A 17,881-nucleotide genomic window follows, 5' to 3' on the forward strand; every position below is an offset into this window, starting at 1 on the left:
GGGGGAGGGGGACGCGGGAGGCCGGGTCACAGACTCAGCTCCGGGTGGAGCCGGTCCAGGGTCCACACCTGTCTGCGGCGGGCCGACAGCGCGGTCAGCGCGAGGGCGCCCAGGGTGAAGGCCGCCAGTACGGCGCACGCCTGCCACACCGGGCCGAGTCCGCCGCCCGTGATCAGCCGCCGCAGGGCCTCCACGACGTAGGTCATCGGCAGGAAGGGGTGCAGCGCGTTGAAGAAGCCCGGACTGGTCTGGACGGGGTACGTGCCGCCCGCCGAGGTGAGCTGGAGCATCAGCACCGCGAGCACCAGGATCCGGCCCGCGGCGCCGAAGCGGGCGTTCAGCCACTGCACGATCGCCGCGAAGCACCCCGTCACCAGGAACAGGAAGCCCACCGTCCCGGCAGCGCGGGCCATCTCCAGGCCGACCAGCCAGTGCAGCACCGCCATCAGCGCCGACACCTGGAGCACCCCGATCGCCAGCACCGGCAGCCAGCCCGCCAGCGCGATCCGCCACGCGGAGGCGCCCGCCGCGAGCGCCCGCCGGTTCAGCGGCGCGATCAACATGTAGGCCACCATCGCGCCGACCCACAGGGACAGCGGGATGAAGTACGGCGCGAAACCGGTGCCGTAGTTGGGTGCCTTGTGCAGCGACTCGGAGGCGAGCTGTACCGGGTCGGCCATGACCTCCGTACGGTCGTCGCGCTCGCCCTTGTCGTAGTCCGGGATCTGCCGCGCCCCGTCGTGCAGACCGCCCGCCAGTTCGTCGGAGCCGTCGATGAGCTGGAACATGCCGCCGCTGAGGTCGTCGGCGCCGGTCTTGAGGTCGCCCACGCCCGCGTCCAGGTCGACCGCGCCCGTCTTCGCCGTACCGAGCCCGGTGTGCAGCTTCTCGGCGCCCGCGGCGACCTGTCCGGCGCCCTTGTTGAGGTCGTTGATCTTGGTGACGGCCTGGTCCAGGTCCTCGGAGAGGTGCGGGGCGTCGTCGGCCAGCGCCCGTGCCTGCTTCTCCAGGGTGGCCAGATGGCCGTCGAGGGTCTCCAGATCGCCGGAACGGTCCGTCACCAGTGTGTCGAGGCCGTCAGCCAGCTCCGCCACCTCGGCCGCCGCGTCCCGCGCGGGCTTCAGCCCGTCGCACGCCGGGTCCGGGGAGGCGCCGTCGGACTCGCACCGCGCGCGATACGCCTCGGCGAGCGTGTCGTACGCCTCGCGCGCGTCCTGCGCCGCGCCCGGTGCGCGCTTCTCCAGGGCGCCGAGGTTCTCCCGGACGGCCTCGGCCGAGTCGGCGACGGCCCGGGCCGTCCCGCCGATGCTCTTCTCGTTCTCCTTCAGGAAGGGCCCGGCCTGGTCGGCGATGCCGTTGACCTGGTCGGCGAGTGCCTGGGTGCCCTCGGCGACCCGCGCGGAGCCGTCCTTCAGGTCGGTGGCGCCCGTGTCGAGTCTCTTCAGACCGGTCGTCAGATCGCCGCTGCCCTCCTTGGCGTCCTTCAGTCCGTCCGCGAGGTCCTTGGAACCCTTCTCCGCCTTGTCGATCCCGCCCTTGAGCCGGTCCGCCCCCTCGGCCGCCTTCACGGTCTCGCCGTGGATGTCGGAGAACGAGATGAAGATCCGGTCGAGGAACGAGCGCGAGGCGTTCGTGGACGCCGCCGTGCGCACCTCACCGAAGACCGTCCGGGAGATCTGGCCGACGACGTAGTTGTTCGCGTCGTTCGTCCGCACCTGGAGGGCGCCGGTCTCCGGGGTGTCGCCCGCACCGGAGGCGATCCGGCGGCTGAAGTCCTCCGGCATGGTCAGCGACAGGTAGTACCGGCCGTCCTCCACACCCTCGCGCGCGTCCCGCGCGCTCACCTCGCGCCAGTCGAAGACCTGGCTGTCCCGCAGCCCCGAGACGATGTCGTCGCCCGCGGTGATCTGCTTCCCGTCGGCGGTCGCGCCCTCGTCGGCGTTGACCAGCGCCACGGGCAGCCGGTCGAGGCGGCCGTACGGGTCCCAGAACGACCACAGGTACAGCGCGCCGTACAGCAGGGGCAGCAGCAGAAGCGCCACCAGTGCCGCGCGCGGCAGCCGGCCCCGCCCGAACCGGCGCAGCTCAAGCGCCGCGAGCTTCGGCGAACGCATCGCCCGTCTCCTTCAGGTCGTCGGTGGTGTGGGGTTCGCCGGCCCGGCCGGCGGCGTCGGGTCCGCGGACGACGAGCGCGTCCTCGGGTGCCTCGCTGCACACCGCGAGGACCGTGGTCCCGGCCGCGGCGACGGACCGCAACAGCGCCCAGACCTCGGCGCGTCCGGCGTCCGGGAGCTTCAGGTCGGCGTCGTCCACGCCGAGCAGCCCGGGTTGCCCGATCAGGGCCAGGGCGATCGACAGCCGCAGCGCCTCCAGCCGCTCCAGATCGCGTACGGCCGTACGCGAACCCTTGGGCAGGGCCTCCCGGTCGAGTCCCGCGGCCGACAGAGCGGTGTCGATCCGCAGCCCCGTCTCGGCGACGCGCTCACGGCGTGGGCGCAGCAGCGCGCGCAGCGAGCCGCCGAACCGGCGCTGGAGCAGCGCGCGTTCGCGCAGATGCTCCCCGACGGTCAGGGCCGGGTCGAGATCGGTGACGCCCTGCACATGCGCGAGGGCGCTGACCCGGCGCACCGACGCCAGCTGCTTCGGCAGCCGGGCCGGACCGACGCACGCGGTGCCCTCGGTGGCCTTCATCCGTCCGGTGAGCGTGAGCAGGAGGCTCGTACGGCCCGCCCCGGACGGCCCTTCGAGGGCGATCAGCGTCCCGGGCTCCGCGGTGAACGAGATCCCGCGGAAGGCCCAGCCGCGCGGACCTCTGAGCCCGAGACCATGAGCGGAGACGCCGAGCCCGGCCGGGCCCCCGTCGCCCCCAGGAGTGTCCGTGGAGATCTCCCCCAAAGCACTGCCCCCCAACGCTTCCCAGAATTGAACTGACTGGTCAGTCCAAAAGCTAGCCCGAACTTGCGAGCGAGGCAAAACCGCAGGTCGGAACGGATTGTCAGTGGCATACCTCACGATGGGACACATACGGCCACAGAGCCGTCACACAGACGACAGGAGGTTCGTCATGGCCAACTCGTCCGCAGCCGCCGCCCGTCGGCGCCGCGCCCCCGGCCCTGCCCCCTCACTGACCGACCAGGCCGGCGACGTGCACCCGGTACCGCGCCGGGCCACGGCCCCACCCGCCGCCCTCGACCTGCTCGCCCAGGCCCGTGCCGGACTCGACGAGGCCGCCGTCCTGGAGACCCCCAACGAGCGGTACGCCCTCGCTCATCTCGCCGCCCTGCGCACCGCCGCCGCCGTGCTGGCCGCCCGGGGCCGCCCGGAGACCGGCTCCCGGCGCCGGACGCGGATACGCAGCGCGTGGGAGGTACTGCCGGAGATAGCGCCCGAGCTGACCGAGTGGAGCGCCCTGTTCGCCTCCGGGGCCGCCCGTCGCGCCCGCGCCGAGGCCGGGATCCAGGGCGCGGTCGGCCGGCGGGACGCGGACGACCTGATCCGGGACGTGGCGATGTTCCTCCGCCTCGTGGAGCGCATGCTGGTGCTCCAGCCGGTCCTCCCCGCACCCCGCCCGGACGTGGGGTGAGGCGAACGGACCGAAGACCGGAGACCGAAGAAGGCGATGGTGAGAGGCGGGGGACGGCGACGGGAGGGGGCGGCCGAAGGAGGGGAGGGCAGCCGGCGCGGCACAGGCAATAGGGTGGGAAGCGCCTGAAAGTCTCTCCGTCCGGGACCGCGGTGCCGGGGAGAGCAGTCCGTTCGCTCCGCCCGTCCGCGGCGGTGCCGCGCCGAGGAGTCAACTGCCGTGCCGGACCCGTCTCGACCCCGCGCCTCCCTCCGTACCGCCGTGGTCTGGGAGGTCCTCCAGGACGCCCTGGACCGCCGGGTGAAGGCCACCGGCCGGGAAGCGCTCGACGTCCTCGACACCGGGGGCGGCAGCGGCAACTTCGCCGTGCCCCTCGCCCGCCTCGGCCACCGGGTCACCGTCGTGGACCCCAGCCCCAACGCCCTGTTCGCCCTGGAGCGCCGCGCGGCCGAGGCCGGGGTCGCCGACCGGGTCCAGGGTGTCCAGGGTGACACGCACGGCCTCTTCGACGTGGTCGAGCGCGGCGGCTACGACGCGGTGCTGTGCCACGGCGTCCTGGAGTACGTGGACGACCCGGCCGAGGGGGTGCGCAACACGGTCGCCGCGCTGCGCTCCGAGGGGGTGCTCAGCCTGCTCGCCGCCGGGCTCGGCGGTGCCGTGCTCGCCCGCGCGCTCGCCGGGCACTTCACGGAGGCCAAGCAGGTCCTGGAGGACCCGGACGGACGCTGGGGGCCCGGTGACCCCATGCCGCACCGGTTCACCGCCGAGCAGCTCACCGCGCTCGTCGAGGCCGCCGGGCTGCGGGTGGGCGCCGTGCACGGCGTCCGGGTCTTCGCCGACCTGGTGCCCGGGGTGCTCGTGGACACCGAGCCGGGCGCGCTGGACGCGCTGCTGACGCTGGAGGCCGCGGCGGCCGAACTGCCGGCGTTCCACTCGGTGGCCACCCAGCTCCATGTGCTCGGCGAGACACCAGGGACCCCCGGGGCCTGAGCGCGCTCCCGTGAAGCGCCGCTGATCAGGGCTTGAGCGTGGATGGAGTACGCCACAGGGCCCCCGATCCGGCGCTTGTCGCCGTATGATCGAGGGAGACCGCCCCGGCATGACGGGTCGGCCGCCGGGGAATGGAAGCCTCAGCGAGCCGGGACGCGCATGGCGGGAACCGGTTGGCCAATTGGCGCAGAGGGGCGGGTTTCACGGGGGCGATTCCCTGCCTATCCTGAAGGGACCCCCCGGGTCGCCCCGGCGACTGCACGATGAGGAGGACTCCGTGCCGCTCTCGGAGCACGAGCAGCGCATGCTCGAGCAGATGGAGCGAGCGCTGTACGCCGAAGATCCCAAGTTCGCGACAGCGCTCGAGGGAAGCGGACTGCGCACGTATACCCGACGACGGGTCTACCAGGCGGTCGCCGGCTTCCTCGTAGGTATCGCGCTCCTCATGGCCGGAATGGTCGCCCAGCAGGTGTGGCTCAGCGTGGTGGGGTTCCTCGTCATGCTGGGGTGCGCGGTACTCGCGGTGACCGGTTGGCGCAAAGCCCCCAGACCGGGCGAGCAGCCCGCGACCGGGCCTGCCGCCGACCCCCGGGCCCGCCGTCAGGGACGCCAGAAGCGTTCCGTGATGGACAGGATCGAGCAGCGCTGGCAGCGCCGCCGCGACGAGCAGCAGGGCGGGCACTGACCGCCCCGATCGCCCCCATGTGACATACACGTACAGAAGGGGCCACCGTCCCACCGACGGCGGCCCCTCATGCGTGCCCGACCCCCCCCGACGCAGCCCCACCCCTCCCCCGAGCCGCAGCGACCGGCGCCACCCCACGGCGCCCCCTCACCCCAGTCCCCCCACCGGACGCCCCACCGGCCACCCGCGTCCGGCGGTCCCGCGGTCCCGCGGTCCCCCCGGCGATTCGTCCGCCACCCCGGCATCTCGGCGGGGTCGATCTGCCACTCGCGGCGGTATCCCTGTCACACCCGGCGGTACCGCGTTGCCCGGCGGGTCCATCCGTCGCTTCCGGGCATAGCCCCGTCATCCCGGCGGGGTCCACCCGCCACTCACGCGGCCCTCAGCCACCCTGGCGGGCGGACGCCCACCCGCCACCCTCAGTGCTCCACCCGGTGCCCCGGCGGCCACCCGCGTCCGTGCCCCCCGAGTCACCCCCGGCGCACCACCCAGCGCCCCAGCGGGCATCCAGCGCACCCGGCGCCCCCGGCGGCACCCAGTCTCCCGCCGCCCGCCGCCCCCGGCCCGCCGGGCCCTGCCGCTGTCGTCTCAGCCGCCCCGTTGTTCCGACGGCTTCGTTCTGCGGATCGTGAATCTGCGGGTCAGGGTCGTCCGGCGTTCCGACCAGCGGGACTGGAGGGCCGTCGCGCTGTCGTTGATCGCCCAGACCGCCCGGACGGCCGAACGCGGGGCCAGCAGCGCCCGCAGCCGGGTGCGGCGGCCCGCACGGGAGCGCAGGGCGACCCGCAGACGCCGTACGTCGTCCGCCAGTCCCGGCGTGGGGTGCGGCTCGGCAGCGAACAGCACCTGCTCCACCGCGCCCGCCACCCGGTGCACGGACGCGGCGGCGGCCCCGTCCACCTGGCCGAGACGGACGATCCGCTCCGCGGCCCTGCGCGGGGTGAGCGCGTCGTCGGGGGCGATGCCGTAGTCCCACGCCGTGTCCGTCAGCTCCTGCCACACGGCCAGCACCTGCCCGGCGCCCGCCGCCGCGCCACCGGGCGCGTCCAGCCGGATCCCCGGCCCCGCGCCGCCCGTGGACGGCGGGGGCTCCGCCGCCGAGGGACCGTGCTGCGCGGACGCCAGCCGCACCGCTCGTCGTCTGACCCGCCAGAACATGGGGGCCAGCGGCACGGCGACCACCACCAGGCCGAGCAGCACCCAGCCCGCGATCTGGTACCAGGGCGGACCCGAGGAGCCCGCCGCGGCCGGGTCGTCCGGGAGCGCGCCCGCGCACGCCTCCAGACGCTTGTCCTCCGCCGAGCAGGTCGGGCTGCTGGACGGCTCGTCCGAGGGCTCCGCCTGCGAGGGCCGCGGGTCCTCCGGCGCGTCCGGGGCCGTGGTGCCGGGCAGGTCGGGCTGGGTGTACGAAGGCGTCGTGCCCCGGGTCGGCGTCGGCTCGAAGCGGGTCCAGCCCACACCCTCGAAGTACAGCTCGGGCCAGGCGTGCGCGTCCCGCAGGCCGACGTCCACCGAGCCGTCCGCCTGAAGGGTGCCCGGCGCGAAACCGACCGCGATCCGGGCCGGGATGTCCAGCGAACGGGCCATCGAGGCCATCGCGAACGAGAAGTGCACGCAGAAGCCCCGCTTGTCCCGCAGGAACCGGGCGATCGCGTCCGACCCGTTGCCGACCTCGACCTCGGTGTCGTACTGGAAACCGCCGTTGACGGCGAAGTACTCCTGGAGCCGGACCGCCTGCTCGTACGGGTTGTCGGCACCCGAGGTGATCTCGCGGGCCGTCTCCTCCACCACCGACGGCAGGGACTCGGGCAGCTCGGTGTAGTCACGCTTGAAGGCGGACGGCGGCTCGGGCGCCTGGGCGAGCTGCTCCGCCGTCGGCCGCACGTCCAGACTGGTGATCTCGTACGTCTTGCCGCCGGTGTCCTCGCCGTGGTCACCGACCAGGGTCATGCCCTCCGGCTCGTACCGCCAGCGGCCCTCGATGTCGACCGCGCTCGGCGGGTACGGCATCGGCAGCCAGTCCTGCTGGTACCAGCCGGCCGCCGTGATCCGGGTACGCACCTCCTTGCGCTCGACGTCGGGGGAGAGGCCGACCGGGTCCGGGAAATCCTCGGGCACCGCCCCGATCTGCCGCTTGGCGGGACGCCAGGTGGAGCCGTCGAAGTCGTCCAGCGACACGATCCGCAGATACATGTCCGACAGGTCGTCGGAGTCGGTGCGCAGCGACAGCACCGTACGGTCCTCGTCCACGTTGAGGCTGTCGCGCAGCGACACCAGCGGGTTGACCGCCGAGATCGTGCCCCCGCCGTCACCGCCCGCGCCCACCCCGCTCCCGGCGTTCTCCAGCAGCCCGCCGTCCATCGCGGGCAGCCCCAGCGGCGCCACCAGGGCGATGCCCAGCGCCACCGCGCCGATCCGCCGGCCGGTCCGCACCGGGGCCACCGCCCCGCTCGGCGCCGAGACACCGCCCTGCTGCCGGGGGCCGCCCGCGAAGACCCGGCCCCACTGGGAGAGCCGGTCGCGGCCCTCCACCAGCAGCAGCATCAGATAGCCGGCCGCCGCGATCAGGAACCACACCCAGCCGCCCGAGCCGTCCGAGAGACCCGCGGCCACCGAGTACAGCGCCAGCAGCGGCAGCCCGGCCGGGGCCGCGCTGCGGAACGTCACCGCGAGCACATCCACCAGCAGCCCGATGACCAGCACCCCGCCGACCAGCATCAGCTGGATGCCGTCCGACATCGGCGCCGGGATGGCATACCGCTCGACATCGTCGGTGCCCGCCTGGAGCAGGTCCGCGAAGTGCCGGAACGCCTGCGGACCGGGCACCAGCCCCGCGAACGCGTACTCGCGCGCGAAGACCAGGGTCAGCACGATCAGCGACACCAGCACCTGCGCGCCGACCGTCATCCACCGGGCCAGCGGCACCCTGCGGGCCGCCGCGCCCACCCCGCTCTGCACCAGCAGCAGCACCGCCGCCTGGAGCAGCCAGCCGGGGGACTCCACCAGCGGCAGCAGCGCACCCGACGCCATCAGCGTGGCCGCCACCCCCATGAGCGCCATCCGCGCCCGCATGCTCACGACCGGGCCTCCCCGCTCCCGCCGGCCACGGTCAGCCCGGAACGCTCCCGGTCCGCGTGCCGCCACAGCTCGGTGAGCCGGGCGCCGCGCGGCACCCCCAGGGCCGTCCAGCCCGCCTCCCGCAGCATCCGCAGCCGCTCCTCACTCGCGTTCGCCGGGCCGGGCACGTCCGTCGCCTCGCGCGTCCAGGTGTCGCTGTCCAGGACGAAGGCGACCGCTCCGCCGCTGCGCCGGCGCATCCGCGCGGCCACCGCGGCCTGTTCCTCGTCCAGGTCGCCGAAGAAGGCGACCAGCAGTCCCTCGTTGCCGCCGCGCAGCACCTCGTAGGCGCGCGACAGGCCGTCGCCCTCGGAGTGGTCGATCACCGCGAGGGTGTCCATCATCAGTCCGGCCGCGTCCGCCGACTCCTGGCTGGCGCCCGCGAAACCCTCCGCGCCCTCCCCGGGCACCGAGGTCCCGGTGTCCGTCAGCAGGCGGACCGAGAAGCCCCGTTCGAGCATGTGCACCAGCACCGAGGCGGTGGCGCCCACCGCCCACTCGAACGCCGAGTCGGGGCCCGCGCCGCGGTAGGCGAGGCCGCGCGTGTCGAGCAGCACCGTGCAGCGGGAGCGCTGCGGCTGCTCCTCGCGGCGCACCATCAACTCGCCGTAGCGGGCGGTGGAGCGCCAGTGGACCCGGCGCAGGTCGTCGCCGTAGCGGTAGCCGCGCGGGATCACATCGTCCTCGCCGGCCAGCGCGACCGAGCGCTGCCGCCCGTCGCCGTACCCCTTCGCCTCGCCGGCCAGCCGCACCGGCGGCAGCGGCTCCACGCGCGGGATCACGGTCAGCGTGTCGTACGTCGAGAAGGACCGGGTCAGCTCGCACATGCCGAACGGGTCGGTCAGGCGCAGCTGGAGCGGGCCCAGCGGGTAACGGCCGCGCAGATCGGAGCGGACCCGGTAGGACACCTCGCGGCGGCCCCCGGCCTCCACCCGGTCCAGCACGAAGCGCGGGCGGGGTCCGAGGACGTAGGGCACCCGGTCCTGGAGCATCAGCAGTCCGGTGGGCAGCCGCGAGACATTGTCCATCCGCAGATGGACACGGGCCTCGGCGCCTGCGGGCACGCGCGCGGGGGAGAGGCGGCGGCTGCCCGCGACCCGGTAGCGGGTGCGGTAGAGGACGCCGGCGCACACCAGCGGCAGCACCGCGAGCAGCAGTCCGACCCGCAGCAGATCGCTCTGCCCGAGCACATAGGCGCAGCCGGCGGCGGCGACCCCGGCGGCCAGGAACGAGCGTCCGCGGGTGGTGAGGCCGGCCAGTGCCGTCCGCACCCCGCCCTTGTCGCCCCGGTCGACCTCCGGACGGCCCGCCGGGTGGCCGCCCGGCTGCCCGGCCGGATGACCCGCGGCGCTCATCACAGCCTCCGTGGCTGCTGCTGGCCGTATCCGCCGCGGACCGGCCCGACGCCGTTGTGCTCGGGGGCGGCCGGGACCGGGGTGTGCTGGAGGATCTCCTGCACGACCTGCTCGGCCGTCCGCCGGTTGAGCTGGGCCTGGGCGGTGGGCAGCAGCCGGTGGGCGAGGACGGCGACGGCGAGGGCCTGGAGGTCGTCCGGCAGCGCGTACTCCCGGCCGCTCAGGGCGGCGGACGCCTTCGCCGCGCGCAGCAGATGCAGGGTCGCGCGAGGGGAGGCGCCGAGTCTGAGGTCGGGGTGGTTCCGGGTGGCGGAGACCAGGTCGACCGCGTACCGCCGGACCGTGTCGGCGACATGGACCTCGCGCACGGCCTCGATCAGCTTCACCACCTCGTGCGCGTGGGCCACCGGCTGGAGGTCGTCCAGCGGGCTCACCCCGCCGTGCACGTCGAGCATCTGCAACTCGGCCTCGGCGCTGGGGTAGCCGATGGAGACCCGGGCCATGAAACGGTCGCGCTGGGCCTCGGGGAGCGGGTAGGTGCCCTCCATCTCGACCGGGTTCTGGGTGGCCACCACCATGAACGGGCTGGGCAGTTCGTACGTCTGCCCGTCGATGGTGACCTGGCGCTCCTCCAGCGACTCCAGGAGCGCCGACTGGGTCTTCGGGGAGGCGCGGTTGATCTCGTCGCCGATCACGATCTGGGCGAAGATCGCGCCGGGCTTGAACTCGAAGTCCCTGCGCTGCTGGTCCCAGATGGACACCCCGGTGATGTCCGAGGGGAGCAGGTCGGGGGTGAACTGGATACGGCGCACCGAGCAGTCGATGGACCGTGCGAGCGCCTTGGCCAGCATGGTCTTGCCCACGCCCGGCACATCCTCGATCAGCAGGTGCCCCTCGGCGAGCAGCACGGTCAGCGAGAGCCGTACGACCTCGGGCTTGCCCTCGATCACCTCTTCCACCGAACTGCGCACCCGATCCACGGTGGCAGTCAGATCAGCGAGGCTCGCTCGATCGTCATAGGTCGTCACCCGGCCCTCCTCGGCCCATTCTTTCGCCGGGCCGCCGCTCTGTGACGCGATATCGGCCCACCCCAACCACGAACACCGCGCGCGAAAAGTTCCGCGTGGCGCCACCACCGCATTCTTGTTGCCGTTACCGGTTCGTGTCACTCGACTGTGGACAACCGACCGCAATACGCGGCTTTTGCCGTGGTTTTGTGCACTGAACAACCTGAAATCCGTGACAACGCGCGCGAAGGGCGCACCCGGCCGGACCGGCCTCACACCGGACCGCCCTCACACCCGACCGGCCCTCACGCCGGGTCGATCTCCCGCAGCAGTCCGCTCCGCACGTCGAAGACGAAGCCGCGCACATCGTCGGTGTGCACCAGGAACGGCGAGGTGCGCACCCGCTGCATGGACTGCCGTACGTCCTGGTCGACGTCCCGGAACGCCTCCACCGCCCACGCCGGGCGCTGGCCGACCTCCATCTCCAGTTCGTGCCGGAAGTCCTCGGTCAGCGACTCCAGGCCGCAACCGGTGTGATGGATCAGCACCACGCTGCGGGTGCCGAGCGCGCGTTGGCTGATGGTCAGCGAGCGGATCACGTCGTCGGTGACGACCCCGCCCGCGTTGCGGATGGTGTGGCAGTCGCCGAGCTCCAGGCCGAGGGCCGCGTGCAGGTCGAGCCGGGCGTCCATGCACGCCACGACCGCCACCTGCAGCACCGGCCGGGCGTCCATACCCGGGTCGGTGAACGCGTCGGCGTAGGTCTCGTTGGCCTCGACCAGCCGGTCCGTCACGGTGCCGGACCGGGCTATGGCGCCCTCGGGTCCGGCGGGAACCGATGCAGAAGTCGTCATGCCTATGACGGTACTGGTCACGGCCTCTCCGGTCCTGCCGTGAGGCGGGACAAAGAGCCTCATCGCGGTGGCGTGTGAGCCACTCCACAGGGTCCGCCCGCCACGACCGTCACCGATTCCCCCGTCCGACCCACCACGCCACACCCGCCACCGTTCCCCCCTACGACCGCCGCGCCCCACCCGTCCCACGCCCGCGCCCCACCGGCGCCCACCCGCGCCCCACGGGGTTCGCCGCGCGCCCCACCCATGCCCCACCCATGCCCCACGCGCGCCCCACCGGCACCCCACGCGCACCCCACGCACCCCCCAGCGCCACCCCACCCGCGCTCCCCGCGGCCCCCCGTGTCCGCCGGGCGGGTGAACTTTCCCGCCCCGTCCGGGCGCCCGCCCCGCCCTTCGCGACGCGCAGGCCGGTTGATTGACCGTGCGACACGGTGGACTAAAGTGACGCGAAGCGGGAGGCGAGGCTCTCCCTGCTGGACTGAAACCCCTGGAGAACCTCGGTGACCTCGGCATTCACCGGTGGAACTCGCCACGTGCGCGGCGCGTACGTACGGCTCGGCCTCCACCCGCTCCTGGTCGGCTGACGCTCCCCGGCGCCGGTCGGCCTCCCCTTCGCGAGCGGGCGGGGACCCGGCGGTGCGTCCCGCCCCGTCGGACCTGAGAGGCCCCTGTGAGCAGCCAGAGCAGCCAGAGTCGACATGTTCCGGTGATGCTCCGGCGCTGTCTCGATCTGCTGGCCCCCGCCCTCCAGGACCCGGGCGCGGTCGTCGTCGACTGCACCCTCGGCCTCGGCGGGCACAGCGAGGCGCTGCTCGACCGCTTCCCCGAGGCCCGCCTCGTCGCCCTCGACCGCGACAAGGAGGCCCTGCGCCTCTCCGGCGAACGGCTCGCGCCCTACGGAGAGCGCGCCACCCTCGTCCACGCGGTCTACGACGAGCTGCCCGAGGTGCTCGACCGGCTCTCCCTCGCGCGCGTGCAGGGCGTCCTCTTCGACCTCGGCGTCTCCTCCATGCAGCTCGACGAGGCCGACCGCGGCTTCGCCTACGCCCAGGACGCCCCGCTCGACATGCGGATGGACCAGACGACCGGCATCAGCGCCGCCGAAGTCCTCAACACCTACCCGCCGGGCGAACTCGTCCGCATCCTGCGCGCGTACGGCGAGGAGAAGCAGGCCAAGCGGATCGTCGGCGCGGTCGTCCGGGAGCGGGAACGCGCACCGTTCTCCACCAGCGCCCGGCTGGTCGAGCTGATCCGCGACGCGCTGCCGCAGGCCGCCAAGCGCACCGGCGGCAACCCCGCCAAGCGCACCTTCCAGGCGCTCCGGATCGAGGTCAACGGCGAGCTGTCCGTGCTGGAGCGGGCGATCCCGGGCGCGGTCAAGTCCCTCGCCGTCGGCGGGCGGATCGCGGTGCTGTCGTACCAGTCGCTGGAGGACCGGCTGGTCAAGCAGGTCCTCGCGGCCGGCGCCGCCACCACGGCCCCGCCCGGACTGCCCGTGGTGCCCGAGCGCTACCAGCCCCGGCTCAAGCTGCTCACGCGCGGTGCCGAACTTCCCAGCGAGGAGGAGGTCGCCGCCAACCGCCGGGCGGCCCCGGCACGGCTGCGCGCGGCGGAGCGCATCAGGGAGGACGTCGAGTGAGCCAGGCGAAGGGGCGGGCGCCCGCGGGGCGGCAGCCGATGCCCGGGGGGCCCGCGGACCGTACCGGCACCGAACCGGGGGAGGACCGGTGAACGCCAGACCCGAGCTGCGGGGACGGGCCGCCCGGCTCGCCCGGCTCTTCCCGACCGGCTCCGGACAGGCCGCCCGGACCCCCTTCGTGCTCCTGGTCGTCGTACTCCTCGGCGGCGGTCTGATCGGACTGCTGGTGCTCAACTCCGCCCTGAGCGAGGGCTCGTTCCGGCTGGCCGACCTCCAGCGCGACACCAAGGACCTCACCGACGAGCAGCAGGCACTCCAGCGGGACATCGACGCCTACGCGGCGCCCGACGCACTCCAGCGCCGGGCCCGGGAACTCGGCATGGTCCCCGGGGGCGACCCCGCCTTCCTCGGCCCGGACGGCAAGGTCAGGGGCGTCCCCTCACCCGCCGCCCCGGCCCCGGCCGCCGCCCGCGACCCCCTGGTCCTCGCCCCCGAGGCCATGGGACGCGGCACCCCTCCCGCGCCGGGCGCCACGGCGAGCGGCGCCACCGACCCGGCCGCCCCTCCCGGCACACCCGCCTCTCCCGCCCCTCCCCTCACGTCCGCCACGAGCGGCCCGGCGGCCTCCGCCGCCCCCGCGCCGACGTCCCCCACGGACCCGGCCGCCCGCTCCGCACCACTCACCCCCACCCCGGCCCCCTCGACCCCGACCCCCGGCAGGTGACGGAAGTGTCCGACAGGGAAGCGCCGCGCAGGCGCGTGCCCGGCCCCGCCCGCCACGACCGTCCCGACCGGCCATCGGGCCGTCCGCGGCCCGGCCCCGGCGCCCGCCCCGCCCGCCGTCCCTCGGCAGCCCGCCCGACGGCCGCACCGCGCACCATCCGGCTGGGCAGCCCCCGCCCCCGGCTGCGTCTGGTCGGGGTCGCGCTGACCCTGGTGCTGATCGCGTTCACCGTACGACTGCTCCAGGTACAGGCCGTCGACGCCAGCACCTACGCCGCGCAGGCCGACGCCAACCGCTACGTCGGGGCCGTCCTGGCGGCCGAGCGCGGCGGGATCACCGACCGCAACGGCGTCGAACTCGCGGCGAGCGTCGACGCGTACGACATCACCGCCGACCCCACCCTCTTCACCCGCGAACAGCTGAAGGTCGACGACGGGCCCGAGCAGGCCGCCGCGCTCCTCGCCCCGATCCTCGGCAAGGACCAGGCGGAGCTGGCCCGGCTGCTGCGGCCCGCGAACAAGGAACTGCGCTATGTGAAGCTCGCCAGCCGGCAGACCCCGCAGGTCTGGAAGCAGATCAAGGACCTGAGGTCGGCGCTGTCCGACAAGGCGGAGGAGGACAGGTCGACCGTCAACGTCCTCGCCGGGGTGCTGTCCGTCGAGAGCAGCAAGCGGGTCTACCCCAACGCCGATCTGGCCGCCGGGATACTGGGCTGGGTCAACGCCGACGGCAAGGGCGGCGGCGGTATCGAGCAGCAGCTGAACAAGGTGCTGGCCGGACAGGACGGCAAGATCCGCTACGCCCAGTCCGGTGGCCGGCAGGTGCCGACCGCGGGCTCCACCGAGACCCCCGCCGTGCCCGGCAGCGACATCGAACTCACCATCGACCGGGACATCCAGTGGGCCGCGCAGAACGCCATCACCGAGCAGGTGGAGGAGTCCAAGGCGGACCGCGGCTATGTGATCGTGCAGGACACCCGGACCGGTGAGATCCTCGCCATGGCCAACTCGCCCGGCTTCGACCCCAACGACCTGTCCGGCGCCGAGTCCGCCAACCTGGGCAACGCGGCCGTCCAGGACGCCTTCGAGCCCGGCTCGACCGCCAAGGTGATGTCGATGGCCGCCGTGCTGGAGGAGAACGTCGCCACCCCCGGCACCCATGTCGTCGTACCCAACCGGCTGCACCGCGGCGACCGGCTCTTCAAGGACGACATCGACCACCCCACCTGGTACCTGACGCTCAACGGGGTACTCGCCAAGTCCAGCAACATCGGTACGATCCTGGCCACCGGCCAACTCGGCAAGGACCAGGCCGAGGCGAACGAGGTCCTCCACTCCTATCTGCGCAAGTTCGGCCTCGGCGACTACACCGGGCTCGGCTTCCCCGGCGAGACCAAGGGCATCCTCGCCCCGCCCGACCAGTGGTCCACCTCGCAGCAGTACACGATTCCTTTCGGCCAGGGCGTGTCCATCAACGCGATGCAGGCGGCGTCCGTGTACTCCACCATCGCCAACGGCGGCGTACGCATCGAACCGAGTCTGGTGCGCGGCACCGAGGGGCCCGACGGCACCTTCACACCCGCCGAGAAGCCCAAGGAGACCCGGGTGGTCAGCGAGAAGACCGCGACGACGCTCGCCCGGATGCTGGAGTCGGTGGTGGACGACGAGGAGGGCACCGGCACCAAGGCCCGTATCCCCGGCTACAAGGTCGCGGGCAAGACCGGTACCGCCAACCGAGTGGATCCAGCCACCGGCAAGTACCGCGGCTACACCTCGTCGTTCGCCGGGTTCGCCCCCGCCGACCAGCCCCGGATCACCGTCTACTGCGCCATCCAGAACGCCACCGAGGGCAGCTACTTCGGCGGCCAGATCTGCGGCCCCGTCTACAAGCAGGTCATGGAGTTCGCGCTGAAGAGCCTCCAGGTCCCGCCGACGGGCTCCGCTCCCGCGAGACTGCCCGTCACCTTCCGCCCCTGACACCCACCCGACCCGGGCCCCCGGCCCCCGACCCCGGGCGCCCGCCCCGAGCCACCGAGCCGAAGCCCCGCCGAGCCACCTACGCCGCGTCACCCGAGCCGACCCACCCGTGTCACCCGAGCCACCCGACCCACCCCGCGTCACCCGAGCCACCCGACCCACCCGAGCCGTCCGAGTAAGCCGAGCCACGCGAGCCACCCGTGCCACCCGTGCCACCGAGCCACCAGGAACCACCTCGTGACAACCATCACCCCGGATCCCGGGAACCAGAGCCCGTCCCCGCCACCCCCCGGCCCCTCGCTTGGCCCGCGGGCGGGTACGCCCGGTACGCTCACCGCCGTGCCACACGCTGATCAGTCCCAAACCACCCAGAAGGGCCAACCCGTGACCTATCCGGGGCCGCCCCGGCCGGCCCGGGTCTCCGCCACCCCCCTCGCGGACCTCGCCGCCCAGCTGGGGGTCCGCGCGCCGGAGGGCACCGCCGAGGTCACGGGCATCACCCACGACTCGCGTGCCGTCCGCCCCGGCGACCTGTACGCCGCCCTGCCCGGGGCCCGGCTGCACGGAGCCGACTTCGTCACCCAGGCCGCCGGCCTCGACGCCGCGGCCGTGCTGACCGACCCGTCCGGCGCGGAGCGCGCCGCCGCGACCGGGCTGCCCGTCCTGGTCGTCGCCGACCCGCGCGCCACGATGGGTGAACTCGCCGCCACGATCTACGGCCGGCCGGGCCGCGATCTGCTCCAGATCGGCATCACCGGCACCTCCGGCAAGACCACCACCGCGTATCTGGTGGAGGGCGGACTGCGCACGGCCCACGCCACCGGTCTGATCGGCACGGTCGAGACACGCATCGGCGACGAGCGCATCAAGTCGGAGCGCACCACCCCCGAGGCCACCGACCTCCAGGCCCTGTTCGCCGTCATGCGCGAGCGCGGTGTCGAGGCAGTCGCCATGGAGGTCTCCAGCCACGCGCTGGTCCTCGGCCGGGTCGACGGCTGTGTCTTCGACGTCGCCGTCTTCACCAACCTGAGCCCGGAACACATGGAGTTCCACTCCGACATGGAGGACTACTACCGGGCCAAGGCACAGCTGTTCACCCCGGCCCGCAGCCGGCTCGGGGTGGTCAACCTGGACGACGAGTACGGCCGCAGACTCGCCGCGGAGTCCGGCGTCCCCGTCGTCACCTACTCCGCCGAGGGCCACCCGGACGCCGACTGGCGGGCCGAGGACGTCACGGTCGGCCCGCTGGACTCGCCGTTCACCGTGATCGGCCCGGACGGGGTACGGGTCTCGGCGCGTTCGCCGCTGCCCGGCCCCTTCAACGTCGCCAACACCCTCGCCGCGATCACCGCGCTCGCCGCGGCCGGCCTCGACCCGCAGACGGCCGCCGACGGGGTCGCCGCGGTGCCGGGCGTCCCGGGCCGGCTGGAGCGGGTGGACGCCGGACAGGACTATCTGGCGGTGGTCGACTACGCCCACAAGACCGACGCCGTCGAATCGGTCCTCAAGGCGCTGCGCAAGGTCACCAAGGGCCGGGTGCACATCGTGCTCGGCTGCGGCGGCGACCGGGACATCACCAAGCGCTCCCCGATGGGCGCCGCCGCCGCCCGGCTCGCCGACACGGCCGTACTCACCTCCGACAACCCCCGCTCCGAGGACCCGCTGGCGATCCTCGCGACGATGCTCCAGGGCGCGGCGTCCGTGCCCGCCCACGAGCGCGGCGAGGTGCTCCTGTTCGAGGACCGGGCCGCCGCCATCGCCGCCGCCGTCGGCCGCGCCCGGCCCGGTGACACGGTGCTGGTCGCGGGCAAGGGCCATGAGCAGGGCCAGGACATCGCCGGAGTGGTCCGCCCCTTCGACGACCGCCGGGTGCTGCGTGAGGCCATCAGGGACACGCAGGGGTGAGGCACCCGGATCCCGGCGGCGCGCGCGCCCCGGGACGAGAATC

13 protein-coding genes are annotated in these 17,881 nt (G+C 73.8%); 7 read left to right on the forward strand and 6 right to left on the reverse strand.

All coding sequences use genetic code 11. The features are described 5' to 3' along the window. Positions 1 to 26 precede the first annotated feature (26 nt). The gene (locus ACIQNG_RS30490; protein WP_401489453.1) at positions 27 to 2,114 is read right to left on the reverse strand and encodes a YhgE/Pip family protein; all 2,088 of its coding nucleotides are present in this window, start codon (positions 2,112 to 2,114) and stop codon (positions 27 to 29) included. Continuing rightward, positions 2,086 to 2,895 carry an ATP-binding cassette domain-containing protein gene (locus ACIQNG_RS30495; RefSeq protein WP_401489455.1) on the reverse strand — a complete coding sequence of 270 codons (810 nt, stop codon included), beginning with the start codon at positions 2,893 to 2,895 and terminating at the stop codon, positions 2,086 to 2,088. Before ACIQNG_RS30495 ends, ACIQNG_RS30490 begins: the two co-directional genes overlap by 29 nt. Positions 2,896 to 3,064: 169 nt before the next feature. Between ACIQNG_RS30495 and ACIQNG_RS30500 the strand changes: the two genes are divergently transcribed. The 3 genes from ACIQNG_RS30500 (at position 3,065) to ACIQNG_RS30510 (ending at position 5,258) form a co-directional block, all read left to right on the forward strand. Next, on the forward strand, positions 3,065 to 3,583 hold the full coding sequence (locus tag ACIQNG_RS30500; RefSeq protein WP_401489457.1) for an SAV_6107 family HEPN domain-containing protein: 519 nt from the start codon (positions 3,065 to 3,067) through the stop codon (positions 3,581 to 3,583). A 219-nt stretch (positions 3,584 to 3,802) separates the two neighbouring features. Beyond that, positions 3,803 to 4,573 (forward strand): methyltransferase, encoded by a 771-nt coding sequence (locus ACIQNG_RS30505; protein ID WP_401427060.1) that lies wholly within the window; start codon positions 3,803 to 3,805, stop codon positions 4,571 to 4,573. A gap of 277 nt (positions 4,574 to 4,850) precedes the next feature. After that, complete coding sequence (locus ACIQNG_RS30510) at positions 4,851 to 5,258, forward strand: DUF3040 domain-containing protein (protein ID WP_401489459.1); 408 nt, start codon at positions 4,851 to 4,853, stop codon at positions 5,256 to 5,258. Between the two features lie 588 nt (positions 5,259 to 5,846). Here the strand turns inward: ACIQNG_RS30510 and ACIQNG_RS30515 are convergent. The 4 genes from ACIQNG_RS30515 to ACIQNG_RS30530 form a co-directional block, all read right to left on the reverse strand. After that, the gene (locus ACIQNG_RS30515) at positions 5,847 to 8,336 is read right to left on the reverse strand and encodes a transglutaminaseTgpA domain-containing protein (protein ID WP_401489461.1); all 2,490 of its coding nucleotides are present in this window, start codon (positions 8,334 to 8,336) and stop codon (positions 5,847 to 5,849) included. Beyond that, positions 8,333 to 9,730: a DUF58 domain-containing protein gene (locus tag ACIQNG_RS30520; RefSeq protein ID WP_401427067.1), complete on the reverse strand. Its 1,398-nt coding sequence runs from the start codon at positions 9,728 to 9,730 to the stop codon at positions 8,333 to 8,335. The genes ACIQNG_RS30515 and ACIQNG_RS30520 overlap by 4 nt, the downstream gene beginning before the upstream one ends. Beyond that, positions 9,730 to 10,758, reverse strand: a complete 1,029-nt coding sequence (locus tag ACIQNG_RS30525) for an AAA family ATPase (RefSeq protein ID WP_401427069.1) — start codon at positions 10,756 to 10,758, stop codon at positions 9,730 to 9,732. The genes ACIQNG_RS30520 and ACIQNG_RS30525 overlap by 1 nt, the downstream gene beginning before the upstream one ends. 284 nt (positions 10,759 to 11,042) lie before the next feature. Then, on the reverse strand, positions 11,043 to 11,591 hold the full coding sequence (locus ACIQNG_RS30530; protein ID WP_401427071.1) for a beta-class carbonic anhydrase: 549 nt from the start codon (positions 11,589 to 11,591) through the stop codon (positions 11,043 to 11,045). Between the two features lie 673 nt (positions 11,592 to 12,264). On the opposite strand from ACIQNG_RS30530, the gene rsmH reads away from it, so the two are divergent. The 4 genes from rsmH to ACIQNG_RS30550 all read left to right on the forward strand — a co-directional run bounded on the left by rsmH (position 12,265) and on the right by ACIQNG_RS30550 (position 17,838). Beyond that, entirely contained in the window at positions 12,265 to 13,233 is a 969-nt protein-coding gene (gene rsmH, locus ACIQNG_RS30535) for a 16S rRNA (cytosine(1402)-N(4))-methyltransferase RsmH (protein WP_401489464.1), read from the forward strand. Positions 13,234 to 13,321: 88 nt separating this feature from the next. Beyond that, entirely contained in the window at positions 13,322 to 13,957 is a 636-nt protein-coding gene (locus ACIQNG_RS30540) for a septum formation initiator family protein (protein ID WP_401489466.1), read from the forward strand. A gap of 5 nt (positions 13,958 to 13,962) precedes the next feature. Beyond that, entirely contained in the window at positions 13,963 to 15,933 is a 1,971-nt protein-coding gene (locus ACIQNG_RS30545) for a peptidoglycan D,D-transpeptidase FtsI family protein (RefSeq protein ID WP_401489468.1), read from the forward strand. Between the two features lie 237 nt (positions 15,934 to 16,170). Continuing rightward, on the forward strand, positions 16,171 to 17,838 hold the full coding sequence (locus ACIQNG_RS30550; protein WP_401427081.1) for a UDP-N-acetylmuramoyl-L-alanyl-D-glutamate--2,6-diaminopimelate ligase: 1,668 nt from the start codon (positions 16,171 to 16,173) through the stop codon (positions 17,836 to 17,838). Positions 17,839 to 17,881: the final 43 nt, after the last annotated feature.

The sequence above is a fragment of the Streptomyces sp. NPDC091377 genome (genome assembly GCF_044757045.1).
Lineage (GTDB): Bacteria > Actinomycetota > Actinomycetes > Streptomycetales > Streptomycetaceae > Streptomyces.

Excerpts from the sequence above, each read along its gene's own strand:
- ACIQNG_RS30520 (WP_401427067.1), bottom strand. The coding sequence starts at position 9,730 with ATGAGCGCCGCGGGTCATCCGGCCGGGCAGCCGGGCGGCCACCCGGCG.
- ACIQNG_RS30500 (WP_401489457.1), top strand. The coding sequence starts at position 3,065 with ATGGCCAACTCGTCCGCAGCCGCCGCCCGTCGGCGCCGCGCCCCCGGC.
- ACIQNG_RS30530 (WP_401427071.1), bottom strand. The coding sequence starts at position 11,591 with ATGACGACTTCTGCATCGGTTCCCGCCGGACCCGAGGGCGCCATAGCC.
- ACIQNG_RS30490 (WP_401489453.1), bottom strand. The coding sequence starts at position 2,114 with ATGCGTTCGCCGAAGCTCGCGGCGCTTGAGCTGCGCCGGTTCGGGCGG.